Source organism: Bradyrhizobium sp. 6(2017) (genome assembly GCF_011058295.2).
GTDB lineage: Bacteria > Pseudomonadota > Alphaproteobacteria > Rhizobiales > Xanthobacteraceae > Bradyrhizobium > Bradyrhizobium septentrionale.
This window is the reverse complement of sequence record NZ_CP049289.2, coordinates 7,591,467-7,603,830: the sequence shown is the minus strand read 5'-3', so window position 1 is coordinate 7,603,830 and position 12,364 is coordinate 7,591,467. Positions and strand designations below refer to the sequence as shown.

Sequence of the window (12,364 nt, the reverse complement as noted above, 5' to 3'; positions counted from 1 at the left end):
CTTTCGGAACTGATAGGAGAAATCGCTATGTCAATCCGCAACATACTTTTCGCCGTTGCATTCGGCGTCGCCTCTCTGACGGCAGCCCGTGCAGAAGGCCTGCGTCCGATGGCGGGCAAGAGCATCGACCTCGGCGGGATATCGGGGATCGCTTACTACACTGTCGAGCGTGACGGGTTTCACGTCGTCGCCACTCTTGCACAGGGCGAGGCAGGAACGCCGATCCGTGTCGTATCTGTTCTCACCCCTGGTCAGCGCGTCGTTCTCTCAACACCGCGACAAGCTGACGCGATCGAGATCAGCCGGAAAGGCGACAGTGTACTCGTTAGCAAGGCGAACGCGGCATCGAACTGAACTCGAATCAAACCAGTGTGATCGTTGAGCGGAAGGTAGCAAGGCAACTGCACATGCCCACCATCCACCTTCATCGCACAACCACTGTGACGCCCGAGCGGTACGTCGCCGGACTTACCGATTTCGGGCCTGGTCGCTCGAAGCTCTTTGGCAACAGCGCCGATGCGTACCTCAAGGTGCATCACCGGGGCCGCTCGCATGCCGACGTCACGGAAGGTTCGGGCGGGATCTGGGAGCGCCTGCATTACGACTGGTCCGATCCCAACCGCGTCGTCCTCACGACGACCGACTCCAACGTGTGGGGTGGCGCGTCGGGCCACACCTACACCTTCAGCCGTCAGCCCGACGGCATGACCGACATTGATGTGATTGTAATACGTGACGGCAAGAGCCTGACGGGGCGGCTACTCGGCTTCGTACTCGGGACCATGGGCAGGCGGGTTTTGGAAAAGGCGTTTGAAAACTCCGTCAAGGCCATCGAAGCCCAGAACAACAAGGCTGAACGCCCGGAGGCGGATAATTCCAGCCTCGCAGCCTGAGCGGCGAGGTAGCAGGCGAACACAGCCGGAAATGAGCCGTCACAGACGTCAAACCTGAGGAGGTAAGCATGACTATGGCTCAAGTGAGCAGCGCGGCGGAAGCCAGAATCTCGTCAGACCAATTGTATCTTGACGATCTCCATGCCGGACAACGCTTCACCAGCGGAACGTACAGGCTCGACGTAGCGCAGATCAAGGCATTCGCTCTTCAATTCGATCCGCAGCCCTTTCATACGGACGAGCATGCCGCTGAGCGCACGTTCTTCAAGGGTTTGGCGGCGAGCGGTTGGCATACCGCCGCGATCACGATGCGTCTGAATGTCGAGAGCGGTCCGCCACTCGCCGGCGGCTTCGTCGGCGCCGGGGGAGAGTTGAGCTGGCCGGCACCGGCCCGTCCCGGAGACGTACTCCATGTTGAGAGCGAAGTCGTTGAAGTCACGCCATCACGCTCGCGACCCGATCGCGGAACGATAGTCCTTCTCAGCCGGACGATAAACCAACGCGGCGACATCGTTCTGATTCAGAAGGCCAAGCTTGTTGTCCCGCGCAAAGTCGCGGCATGAGGCGTGCATGGCCTGCAAAAACGAATATCTGGCCAAATCAGAGATGTCGCTTATTTGACGGCAGCGGCCTTTCGAATCCCAGGCCGAACAACGTTGACGCCAACTCTGTAGGAGCGTGTGTTGGAAATCCAGCATGATCAGCCGACCCCCGTCAGCCGATATGGGTTGGAGCAGTACGGTTTCGAAGGGTTTCTGTCATCTTCGGCGGATCGAGGTTGGTCCGGTCTATCGGCCCAACTGTGTACCACCGTCCGCAAGGGGGTAATCCCATGGAGAACCCCGCAATCCGACATCAGGATATGTGTCGATACCCACGGCAATGAATCGTTGGTCACGCGGCGGGCCCCAGGCGTCGAAAGCCGGATAATCGCAAGGCGAGGTACAGTGTGGCTCTCTCCTCCTGGATTGCAGGAAGGTTCGGTTGATATCGCCGAAGATATGACGAGGATTTTGCATATATATCTTCCAGTCAGCCACTTCGCGCCGACCAATCTCGAAATCAATGTCGACCCGGCCGCAGTCAGCGCGCTAAGCTACGAAAGGGCATTCGAAGATCCGCTTCTGGCCGAGATCGGATTTGCGATTGCATCGGAGCTGCAATGTGAAACCTCCGCTGGCGGTCTGCTCATTGGAGCCCTTGCATCCAGTCTGGCGGCGAGGCTGGTTCAAAAGTATGTCACCGCATCTTCCGCTCAATCTCTTCCTCGCCGCATAGTTCAAGGGCTCGATCGGCGCAGGCTCTTGCGTGTGCTGGATTACATAGAAGCGAACTTGGAAGGCGATCTCAGCATAGAGCGCATGGCAGCGATTGCGTGCCTAAGCCGGTTCCATTTTGCGCGATCCTTCCGGCAGGCAGTCGGACAATCTCCTCATCGCTATGTCAGCGCCAAGCGCCTCAAGCGCGCGAAAGCGCTGTTGATGCACGGCGATCGGCCATTGGTGGATATAGCGCTGGCGCTCAGCTTCTCGAGCCAAGCCAATTTTGCACGCGCATTCAGGCAGGCGACAGGTCTTGCACCGGGCCAATATCGTCGGGAGCTTGCATCGCGGGAACCGGTATCGTCACTGACTGATATTGGGCAGCCGTCCCCGATTTTGGCCTGAATCTGCAAGCCGCAACCGCGTCAGTCTTCAAGACTGGTGGTTCCGTACGGCTGCCCTCAACAGCAACAAATGACAGAACCTCGGGCACCTCCTGCAAGCCGGGGTCCGAAAATCTCGCTTACTCGCTCAGGCCGACTTGATCGCGTCATGCGGCCACCGTTTCTCAGTCTTTCCGCATTTCGTTTTGGCGACATCTCGCTCGCCGTACCACCACAGACATTCTCAAGCACGCGCGGGCGACTATCCCTTCCATAGTTTGGAAGGACAGCTCCCGACTTTTCCGTATTGTGGCAAAGCCGCCTAGCTCCGACATCGAACGGCAAGACGATTGAGGAGTTCCGTGATGAGAACCATAGATGCAACCGCATTGTCAGGTTTTGCTCGCAAGACGGCTGAGTCAGCATCCGACTTCGCCAGCGCGGTCCACAACCTGATCATGGACGTGCGCGACAGCTACCGGCCCGAACTGCATTACATGCGCGGCCCCGGCCCAAAATGGCGGACCAAGCATCAACCCTGGAAAAGCTCCGGTTCTGAAACCGTACCGTCGGCCGGGCACCATCAGTCGTCGCCACACCGCCGCGGCACGGCAGACCCCATCCGATAGCCGGTCGAGGGCACGCAATCATGTTCGTGATACGAGTGTACCTGCTTGCCGTTTCGCTCTTGATCAATCTGGCGACAATCTCGAGAGTCGAATCCTCGGAGCGCATTCGCATCTCCGGCGGAGCCTCTAATCGCGCGCGTTGGGCGGAAGTCCGGGGATGGATGCTGCTCGTTGGCGCCGGCCTCTGCATCGCATTGATGGCTGTGCTGAGTGGTTCGGCGCATGCCAGCGTTGCCGTCGAAGAACGTAAACTGCCGATCAAGTTCACTTGGGTCGACTGCCAGCCGAATTGCGGGGGCTGGGTCAGCGCGGCCGGTATCGTGACCGCCGATAGTCCAACGGATTTTGATGAATTCGCCCGCGGCCGACAGCTCGCCGGCGCGACCATCGTGCTGGATTCCAGCGGCGGTTCGGTCAACGCCTCGATCGCGCTTGGACGGCGTTTCCGCGAGCTCGGAGCACTGACCACCGTCGGCATCAGCGTCCAGACCCGTACTGCCCAGAGTGCTCCTGCGAATACGGCGCCCGTAGCCTATTGAGAATCGATGTGCGTGTTCCTTCTGCTGTCGGGCAAGACGCGTTATGTGCCCGAGACTGCCCATGTCCGGGTGCATCAGATCTGGCTCGGCGACCGCGCCAATGACGCCAAGGCCGCGACCTACAGCGCAGATGATCTGATGATCGTGGAACGCGATATCGGGCGTCTCGCCAAATACACCTTCGATATGGGCGGCGCGGGCGATCTGTTGTCGTTGTCGCTGAACGTGCCGCCGTGGGAAGATTTGCATGAACTGTCTCGGGAAGAATTGCGACTGACCAACCTCGTCACCACCGATATGGTTGCTCAAGCGGGCAGCCCCAATGCAACGATGGTCGAGCTGACGCCCAAACCGGTGCAGGGTCGCTTCGTGAGCAGCGCGGTTGCGGCCTCTCCGGAGCCGGCTAAACCTGTCAAGTCGCCTGAAGCTATGAGCCGCACGGGCGGCGCAAGTGCGGCGATGACCCCGCCTGGCAAGAGTAGCAGATAGCCTTATCTGAGGAACTGCTAAAGATTTCGCAGTTCCGCGCCATACGCGCATCGCCGGCCGCGCCGATTTATATGGCCCGAATATTTAGAACGCGTTCGGCTATGCCGACTTGATCGCGTCGCGCGTTCGGCATTGTTGAGCCTCGTGCATTGCCCTTCGATCCACGCTGCGATCACTTCAGACAATCTCAAGCATGCGTCGGCCATCGTCCGCATTTGCGTCTGCAGCCTCGATCGCCCGCAACAAATGACAAAACGAGAGCACGCGATGCAAAGCCGCCGATCGGTCGCTTCGCTATGTTCGATGCGTTGAAACGAGACGCCTGCTGCAGTCGCAGGCCCCGCATCGAAATGGAGATCGAAATGGCCACCGCTACTGCACTCAAGCCTTCGGCACCGAAACAGCTTCCGCGCCCGAACGCCGACTTCTTTCAATACGCCGAAACGCTGGGCGACGAGGAACGGGCGATCGTCAAGAAAGTACGTGCCTACATGGAGACGAAAGTCGCCCCCATCATCAATAAACACTGGGTCGAGGACTCGTTCCCGTTCGAGCTTCTCCCGTCATACAAGGAGCTGGGCATCGCCGGTATCGGCATGAATGGCTACGGCTGCCCGGGCGGAAGCCCCTTGCTGGTCGCCCTGGTCGCCCTGGAGATTGCGCGAACCGATGTTTCGTTCTGTACCTTCCATGGCGTCCACACGGGTCTGGCGATGAATTCCATCTATCTTGCGGGCACCGAGGAGCAGAAGCAGAAGTGGCTGCCGCCGATGGCGCGCATGGAAAAAGTCGGCTGCTTCGCGCTGACCGAGCCGCTGGTGGGCTCGGGGGCCGGTGGTGGTCTCACGACCACGGCGAAACGCGACGGCGACACCTGGATCCTCAATGGCCAGAAGCGCTGGATCGGCAACGCTCCGTGGTGCGATATCTCGATCGTCTGGGCGCGCGACGTCGCCGACAACACGGTTAAGGGCTTCATCGTCGAGAACAAGACGACGCCCGGGTTCAGCGTCGAGAAGATGCAGAACAAGATCGCGCTAAAGGTCGTGCAGAACGGCCAGATCACGATGACCGATTGCCACGTGCCCGATGCGAACCGTCTCCAGGGAGGCAAGGGAACATTTCGCGATCCGGCGCTGGTACTGCGCGGCACCCGGCATGGCGTCGGCTGGGAAATCACCGGCGCCCAGATGGGCGCTTACGAAAATGCCCTCAAATACGCCCAGGAGCGCATGCAGTTTGGCAGGCCGATCGGGTCGTTCCAGCTCATTCAGGAACTGCTGGCGAAGATGCTGGCCAACATCGTGGCCTGTCAATCCATGTTGGTCCGTTCGGTACAGCTGGAAACCGAAGGCAAGCTGACTGATGCGCAGGCAGCGATCGTTAAGGCGTTCTGCACGAGCAAAGCGCGGGAAACGGTCGCCTGGGCCCGCGAAGTGCTCGGCGGCAACGGGATCCTGGTCGACTACAACGTGGCGCGCTTCTTTGCCGATACCGAGGCGATCTATTCCTACGAAGGCACCTACCAGATGCAGAACCTGATCGTCGGCAAGGCGATCACCGGGTTCAGCGCCTTCGTCTGATGTCGCGGACGGGCCGGCACTCGGTTGCCGGCCCCACCTCTCAGCCAGGATCAATCAACATGACAACAGTAGCAGTTACGCAATCACCGGCGGTTGTCCCCGGCACTTCACCAGCGCCAGCACTGACGCTTGCGAACGTCCTCTATGAGAGGCGTTGCGCGATCGCCTATGTGACGGTCAACCGGCCCAGGGTGCTGAACGCCCTGAACGCGCCGACATGGCTGGACCTGCGGACCGCATTCGAGAACGCGCAGAACGACCCGGCCGTCCGCGGCGTCATCCTGACGGGAGCGGGCGACAAGGCCTTCATCGCCGGCGCTGACATCAGCGGCCTGGCGCGAGCGACCGCGGTCGACGCTGAGCGGTCCAGCCGCTTCGGACAGCAGGTCCTCGATCTCATCGAGAATCTCGGCAAGCCGGTGATAGCTGCGATCAACGGCTTTGCGCTCGGCGGCGGTTGCGAGACCGCGATGGCCTGCACCATCCGCATCGCGGTGGAGCACGCGAAGTTCGGTCAGCCGGAGGTCAAGCTCGGATTGCTTCCCGGCGGCGGCGGCACCCAGCGGCTTCCGCGCTTGGTAGGCAAGGGCCGCGCGCTTCAGCTCATCCTGTCCGGCGGAATGATCGGCGCGCAGGAGGCATACCGTATCGGGCTCGTCAACGAGGTCGTCCCGGCGTCCGACCTGATCTCGCGCGCGGAAGCGATCCTGAGCGAGATCGCCGCCAACGCACCGATCGCCGTCAAGTACGCGCTCGATGCCGTGAATAACGGAGTGGAGACAAGCCAGAACGAAGGTTTGGTCCTCGAAGCCTCATATTTCGGACTGTGCGCCGGAACCGAGGACAAGCGGGAAGGCACCTCGGCCTTCCTCGAGAAGCGCGCACCGCATTTCGCGGGGCGGTGATCACAATCAATTCAGGAGAGACACACATGGCAAACGAAAACATCTTCTCAGGCTTGAAGGTCGTGGACTTCTCGAGCTTCGTCGCGGCGCCGGGCGCCGCCGTGATCTTGTCCGATTTCGGCGCCGACGTCATCAAGGTCGAGCCGACGCACGGCGATCCGTGGCGGCACGGACACCAGACGCCGATCCAGCCGCAATCCGAAGATGCTTATCAGTGGCATCTCGCGAACCGCAACAAGCGCAGCATTACGCTCGATCTCAAGTCGGCGAGCGCACAGCAGGTTATTTTCGAGCTGGCCAACTGGGCTGACGTGTTCATTGTCAACACGCCGCACCATGCGCGCAAGAAGCTGAAACTCGAATATGATGACGTAGCGGGATGGAACTCGCGCCTGATTTACGCCGACCTCACCGGTTTCGGCGCGAACGGGCCGGATGCCGATCTGCCCGGCTTCGACCTCACGGCGTACTGGGCACGCAGCGGTCTGTTGTCGATGACCCGCGATGCCGGCGTGCCGCCGACCTGGCCCGTGGGTGGCAGCGGCGACAACGCCACGGCCGTCGGTCTCTATTCGGCGATCGTCACTGCCCTCTACCGGCGCGAGCGCACAGGCAAGGGCGCGTATGTCACCACGTCGCTGCTTGCCCAGGGTGTGTGGTCGGCGAGCGTGTCCATTCAAGCGGCTCTCGCCGGCGCCAAGTTTCCTCCGCAGCACGACCGCACACATCCCGTCAACGCGGCGATGAATGTCTATCGTTCCTCCGACGGAACCTGGTTCGTTCTCATCATCACGCCCGACAAGTTCGTGACCGTCGTAAAGGCGATCGGCCGGGCGGACCTGTTGACCGATCCGCGCTTCTCCAGTCCAGCGCAGATTATGGCCAACATGACGCCACTCACGGCCATCTTCGACGAGATTTTCAGCGCTCTGCCCATGACGCACTGGCATTCGGTCTTTGCCGGCTTGAACGTTACCTTTGGAGAAGTCCGCGGACCGCAAGAGGTGATCAATGATCCGCAGCTCATGGAAAACGAAATTATCGTTCCGCTCGATGGCGCCGGCGGCAAATTGACCTCCACAATCAGCAACCCGATCCAGGTGCATGGCGTCACCAAGACTCCCGCCCGACGTGCGCCCGGCCTCGGTGAGCATACTGTAGAGATTCTCGGTGAGCTCGGCTTCGATGCCAGGAGCATAGAGAGCCTGCGCGAAAGCGGCGCTGTGCCGAAAGCAAAAGAACACGCGATTTAACCACTCAAGTACGACGGAAAGGAAGCAAACGATGAGTGACATTATCACGGAGCGTACCAACGGCATTCTGCGGGTCGAATTCAATCGCCCCGAGAGGAAGAACGCAATGACCAGCGGCATGTACGTGCGCCTGGCGGATATCCTCAACGAGGCTGCCGAAGACGAGGAGACCCGTGTCGTCCTTTGGCATAGCGCCGGAGACACCTTCTGCGCCGGCAACGATATCGGGGATTTTCTCAAGCCTCCCGGGTCGGGCGAATCCCCGCAGGCCCGCTTGATGGATGCGTTCATCAGGTTCGAAAAGCCGATCGTCGTGGCCGTGCAAGGCGCCGCGGTCGGAGGCGGCACCACGATGCTGACGCATTGCGATTTCGTCTACGCGGGCGAGAGCGCGAAGTTCAAGTTGCCGTTCATCGACCTGGCACTCGTGCCGGAGTTCGGATCCAGCTACTCGGTGCCGGCGCGTATCGGCCATCTCCGGGCGGCAGAATTATTTCTGTTGGGGGAGCCCTTCGGTGCCGAGCGGGCAGCGGAGCTGGGCCTGGTGACTCGCGTGGTTCCTGACAAGCAGTTGTTCGCCACAGCAATGGAAATCGCAAAGAAGCTCGCAGCAAAACCCGGCGGCGCATTGCGGGCCAGCAAGCGACTCCTCAAGCAGGGTGTCATCGACCAGGTCAAGGCGGCCGTCAAACTGGAAGGGCGGGAGTTCAGTGAGCGGCTCCGCTCCAGCGAGGCCAAGGAAGCGTTCTCGGCGTTTCTCGAGAAGCGTCTGCCCAATTTCACCCATACGCCGGCTCCGGTTGTGGCCGAATAGGCTGCCTTGATCGCGGCCGAGGGCCACCGGGCATCGAAGCGCAACTCAGACACGGAAGGAAAGACCATGATCGTACTTGAGGCCACAAGAACAACGGCGCCATTGGCCGCCGCCCGCTCCGGCCGATTGTTTCTGCTCGACTTGAGCGGAGGACGCGTTCTCTCGATGGATCCGGATGGATCAAATCGCAAGATCATTGCGACCGACTGCCCGCATCCCGACGGGGTCGTGGTCGATGTCGCTGCAGGTCATGTCTATTGGACCAATATGGGCGTTCCCAACTTGAACGACGGTTCGATCGAACGCGCCGACCTCGAGGGAGCGAATCGCAGATTCATCGTCGCACCCGGCGGCACGTTCACGCCGAAGCAGCTCCATCTCGATAAAGCGAACGGCAAGCTCTACTGGTCCGATCGCGAGGGAATGCGGGTCATGCGTTCGAACCTCGATGGCTCGCAGCTCGAAACCCTGGTGCAGACTGGAGAAGGCGACGACGATCGCCACGACCAGACCAAATGGTGCGTTGGAATTGCCGTCGATCCCCAGCGGCGACAGATTTACTGGACGCAAAAGGGCGCCGACAATGCCGGAGTCGGGCGCATCCTGCGCGCCGGCGTCGACATCCCGAAGGGCGAGACGGCGGTCAATCGCAGCGACGTCGAAATCTTCTTCAACGACCCTCCCGAGCCGATCGATCTCGAGATCGATTTCGAACGGCGCGTCCTCTACTGGACCGATCGCGGCAATCCCCCCAGTGGCAACACGGTGAATCGCGCGCCCATTGACGCGAGGCCCGGACAGAACGCGCCGCAGATCGTGGTTTCGGATCTTATGGAGGGGATCGGCATCGCGCTCGATGTGCCGGGCAACCGCATGTTCATAACCGATCTCGCCGGCCAGCTCTACGTCGCCAGGTTTGATGGGACGGACAAGCGGACGCTGCTTGGGGCCCAGGGCAATCTCACCGGCATCGCCTACACCGAAATTTAACCACCGGAGAAAAGACATGACCGACACCAGAACCATCCGCCAAATCGCGATCATCGGCACCGGCGTCATCGGCGCGAGCTGGACCGCGCTGTTTCTCGCCAAGGGACTGCGCGTCGTCGCGACAGACGTCGCGCCAGGCGCAGAAGCCGTGTTGAGGAAGTTCGTGAAAGCCGCGTGGCCGGCGCTCGAACGGCTGGGCCTCTCGCCCGGCGCATCGCAGTCAAATTTGAGGTTTACTGCCGACCTCGCCGAAGCGGTCGCGGGCGCCGACCTCGTGCAGGAGAACGGTCCCGAGCGGTTGGACTTCAAGCAGACGCTCTACAAGCAGCTCGACGAGTTACTGCCGCCCGACGTGATCATCGCGTCGAGCTCGTCTGGGCTCAAGATGAGCGAAATTCAATCTGGCGCCGCATTGCATCCCGAGCGCTGCGTGATCGGCCATCCCTTCAATCCGCCGCATCTGATCCCGCTGGTGGAGGTTGTCGGTGGCGGAAAGACCTCGGAACGTACCATCCAGCGCGCCATGGAATTCTACAAGTCGATCGACAAGAAGGCCGTGCGCCTCAACAAGGAATTGCCTGGCCACGTCGCGAATCGTTTGCAGGGCGCACTGGCGCGCGAGGTCTATTACCTTGTTGCCGAGGATGTGCTCAGCGCCGCCGACGTCGACGACGCGCTGTCCTGGGGACCGGGATTGCGCTGGGGTATTATGGGCAACATGATGCTCAATCACCTCGGCGGGGGCTCGGGCGGGATCGAGCACTTCTTCCAGCAGTTCGCCGGCCCGATGTCGGCTTCATGGAAAGCCCTCGGCTCGCCGGTGCTCACTCCGGAGCTGCAGAAGAAGCTCATCGACGGCGTCCATGCCGAGGTCGGAGCACGCACCGTCGAGGAACTCGAAGCCGAGAGAGATGAAATTCTTCTCGGCCTTCTCGAACTGCGCACCAAGTGGACGGAGACGGCCGCGGCGCGCGAAGTCGCAGCTGAGTAGCGAGCGGTTAGCCCGGTGCGCCTAAAATGAGAGAAGAGCACCAATGGACCTGACGTATGTTCACGCGCTTGCGGCGTTTTCGGGGTCGGCTTCCGGCACCGTGGCGACGGTCCTGACCGGCATGTTCACTCAACGCCGTCAGGACCGCGCTTCGAGAAACGCAGGCGATATCAAAACGTCAAGAGCTCAACAAGAGTTTCGTCGAAGAGGCTTCCAGTCTCTACGCCGATGCGCTCGTCAACGAGCAGCCCAACACTTCGAAACTCGTCGACCTGTAGGCTCTCATCGGCCGAATACGAACTTTGTCGAGCGACAAGGTCATCGAAGCAGCCGAGAGGGTAGGTCATTTGATCATTGAGACCTACCGTTCCCCGAACAGGGCATTCGACGACTTGCCCGAGCTGCTCGAAAAAATGGATCCGCTGCGTGGTTTCAGCGATGCGTGTCGCCGCGAATTACAAACTCCGCGCGGCCATTGACGCTCCTCGCCATACCGCTACGCCAGTAGTTCGTGGGGTCGGAAACGCTCTTCTCGTAGCGCTGTTTGGCGCTGACAAGACCACAGCGCCGCCGATCATGCAGACCGCTTCCTCAAGTCAGATTAGCGCTCGGAGAGCGCTGGACGAACTCGGGTAAAAACACTGAAATAATCACGCAGCCTGAGCTTTGGCCAAAGCACCTTCCACCATCTGGTTGGCGATGGTCGCTCTCGGAGGCCATAGCTCCGGGCGCTCCAGCCAAGCGCGGTCATGATGTTGAAGGTATGTCCGCCTGAATTGGCAGGTCGCCAACGCCTTCGCTTCGGTCGACAGCAACAAATGAAAAAACGACAGCACGCGCTGCAAAGCCCGCGGCCGACCCTTCCACTAGATTCGACTTTGTAGACGCTAAGTTTGATCTGACAAAGGACAGGAGCTCCAAATGACACATATTCTTCCCAGCGGCGGTGGCAAGGCTTTGATGAATGTCGACGATACGGCCTTGCTGTTGCTCGACCACCAAACGGGCTTATTCCAGACGGTCAAGGACATTACGGTCGCCGAGTTGCGCGCCAATGTCATGGCGCTTACCCAGATCGCCACTCTGCTGAATGTCCCGATCATTACCACAGCTTCCGTTCCTGACGGGCCGAACGGTCCCCTCATGCCGGAGATCGCCAAGCTGGCGCCGCAAGCCATCTACGTGCCGCGGCAGGGCGAGGTGAACGCCTGGGATAATGACTTATTCGTCAAGGCAGTTCGGCAGACGGGAAAGAAGACCCTGATCATGGCTGGCGTCTGGACCAGCGTATGCGTCATGTTTCCAGCGCTCGATGCCAAGGCCGCTGGCTTCAACGTCTACGCAGTGATGGATGCATCAGGCGATCCTACCGTCATGACGTCTCAAACGACGCTTGCCCGTTTCGTGCAGTCCGGGATCGTGCCAACCAGCACCAACGCGGTGATCTGCGAACTCCACCGCACCTGGCGCCGTCCGGAAGCCACCGAAATCGCTGACATCTACACCGTCGCCACACCGAATTATCGGGCCGTCATGGAGAGCTACGACCGGGCAAAGAGCGTGGGTGCCGGACAGAACGAACCTGCAAAGCAGTTGGAGCCCCAGCTGTAGTGGGATGCCAGCGGCTGTCGCG

Annotated in this window: 13 protein-coding genes and 1 pseudogene; all 14 read left to right on the top strand. The window is 60.6% G+C overall.

Annotated features, from left to right (window positions below; genetic code table 11):
* Positions 1-27 precede the first annotated feature (27 nt).
* The 14 genes and pseudogenes from G6P99_RS36165 (at position 28) to G6P99_RS36100 (ending at position 12,342) form a co-directional block, all read left to right on the top strand.
* Positions 28-354 (top strand): hypothetical protein, encoded by a 327-nt coding sequence (locus G6P99_RS36165; RefSeq protein WP_165125379.1) that lies wholly within the window; start codon positions 28-30, stop codon positions 352-354.
* Between the two features lie 53 nt (positions 355-407).
* Positions 408-893 (top strand): hypothetical protein, encoded by a 486-nt coding sequence (locus G6P99_RS36160; protein WP_165125376.1) that lies wholly within the window; start codon positions 408-410, stop codon positions 891-893.
* A gap of 68 nt (positions 894-961) precedes the next feature.
* Positions 962-1,456, top strand: a complete 495-nt coding sequence (locus G6P99_RS36155) for a MaoC family dehydratase (protein WP_165125373.1) — start codon at positions 962-964, stop codon at positions 1,454-1,456.
* A gap of 120 nt (positions 1,457-1,576) precedes the next feature.
* Positions 1,577-2,560 (top strand): helix-turn-helix domain-containing protein, encoded by a 984-nt coding sequence (locus G6P99_RS36150; protein ID WP_246709708.1) that lies wholly within the window; start codon positions 1,577-1,579, stop codon positions 2,558-2,560.
* A gap of 343 nt (positions 2,561-2,903) precedes the next feature.
* Positions 2,904-3,167 carry a hypothetical protein gene (locus G6P99_RS36145; protein WP_165122998.1) on the top strand — a complete coding sequence of 88 codons (264 nt, stop codon included), beginning with the start codon at positions 2,904-2,906 and terminating at the stop codon, positions 3,165-3,167.
* Between the two features lie 161 nt (positions 3,168-3,328).
* A pseudogene (locus G6P99_RS36140) lies at positions 3,329-4,195 on the top strand (hypothetical protein).
* Positions 4,196-4,557: 362 nt separating this feature from the next.
* A complete protein-coding gene (locus tag G6P99_RS36135; RefSeq protein WP_165125371.1) occupies positions 4,558-5,778 on the top strand; it encodes an acyl-CoA dehydrogenase family protein in 1,221 nt (406 codons plus the stop codon).
* Between the two features lie 59 nt (positions 5,779-5,837).
* Positions 5,838-6,683, top strand: coding sequence for an enoyl-CoA hydratase-related protein (locus G6P99_RS36130; RefSeq protein WP_165125368.1), 846 nt, complete (start codon positions 5,838-5,840; stop codon positions 6,681-6,683).
* Between the two features lie 26 nt (positions 6,684-6,709).
* A complete protein-coding gene (locus tag G6P99_RS36125) occupies positions 6,710-7,936 on the top strand; it encodes a CaiB/BaiF CoA transferase family protein (protein WP_165125365.1) in 1,227 nt (408 codons plus the stop codon).
* Between the two features lie 31 nt (positions 7,937-7,967).
* On the top strand, positions 7,968-8,750 hold the full coding sequence (locus tag G6P99_RS36120) for an enoyl-CoA hydratase (RefSeq protein WP_165125362.1): 783 nt from the start codon (positions 7,968-7,970) through the stop codon (positions 8,748-8,750).
* A 66-nt stretch (positions 8,751-8,816) separates the two neighbouring features.
* On the top strand, positions 8,817-9,740 hold the full coding sequence (locus G6P99_RS36115) for a 3-hydroxyacyl-CoA dehydrogenase (protein ID WP_165125359.1): 924 nt from the start codon (positions 8,817-8,819) through the stop codon (positions 9,738-9,740).
* 16 nt (positions 9,741-9,756) lie between these two features.
* On the top strand, positions 9,757-10,731 hold the full coding sequence (locus G6P99_RS36110) for a 3-hydroxyacyl-CoA dehydrogenase NAD-binding domain-containing protein (protein ID WP_165125356.1): 975 nt from the start codon (positions 9,757-9,759) through the stop codon (positions 10,729-10,731).
* A gap of 302 nt (positions 10,732-11,033) precedes the next feature.
* The gene (locus G6P99_RS36105; RefSeq protein ID WP_165125353.1) at positions 11,034-11,210 is read left to right on the top strand and encodes a hypothetical protein; all 177 of its coding nucleotides are present in this window, start codon (positions 11,034-11,036) and stop codon (positions 11,208-11,210) included.
* A 442-nt stretch (positions 11,211-11,652) separates the two neighbouring features.
* Positions 11,653-12,342, top strand: a complete 690-nt coding sequence (locus G6P99_RS36100; protein WP_165125350.1) for an isochorismatase family protein — start codon at positions 11,653-11,655, stop codon at positions 12,340-12,342.
* Positions 12,343-12,364: the final 22 nt, after the last annotated feature.

Bases quoted from the DNA above. Each gene is read 5' to 3' on its own strand.
- G6P99_RS36165 (WP_165125379.1), top strand. From the start codon at position 28: ATGTCAATCCGCAACATACTTTTCGCCGTTGCATTCGGCGTCGCCTCT.
- G6P99_RS36160 (WP_165125376.1), top strand. From the start codon at position 408: ATGCCCACCATCCACCTTCATCGCACAACCACTGTGACGCCCGAGCGG.
- G6P99_RS36155 (WP_165125373.1), top strand. From the start codon at position 962: ATGACTATGGCTCAAGTGAGCAGCGCGGCGGAAGCCAGAATCTCGTCA.
- G6P99_RS36145 (WP_165122998.1), top strand. From the start codon at position 2,904: ATGAGAACCATAGATGCAACCGCATTGTCAGGTTTTGCTCGCAAGACG.
- G6P99_RS36135 (WP_165125371.1), top strand. From the start codon at position 4,558: ATGGCCACCGCTACTGCACTCAAGCCTTCGGCACCGAAACAGCTTCCG.
- G6P99_RS36130 (WP_165125368.1), top strand. From the start codon at position 5,838: ATGACAACAGTAGCAGTTACGCAATCACCGGCGGTTGTCCCCGGCACT.
- G6P99_RS36125 (WP_165125365.1), top strand. From the start codon at position 6,710: ATGGCAAACGAAAACATCTTCTCAGGCTTGAAGGTCGTGGACTTCTCG.
- G6P99_RS36120 (WP_165125362.1), top strand. From the start codon at position 7,968: ATGAGTGACATTATCACGGAGCGTACCAACGGCATTCTGCGGGTCGAA.
- G6P99_RS36115 (WP_165125359.1), top strand. From the start codon at position 8,817: ATGATCGTACTTGAGGCCACAAGAACAACGGCGCCATTGGCCGCCGCC.
- G6P99_RS36110 (WP_165125356.1), top strand. From the start codon at position 9,757: ATGACCGACACCAGAACCATCCGCCAAATCGCGATCATCGGCACCGGC.
- G6P99_RS36100 (WP_165125350.1), top strand. From the start codon at position 11,653: ATGACACATATTCTTCCCAGCGGCGGTGGCAAGGCTTTGATGAATGTC.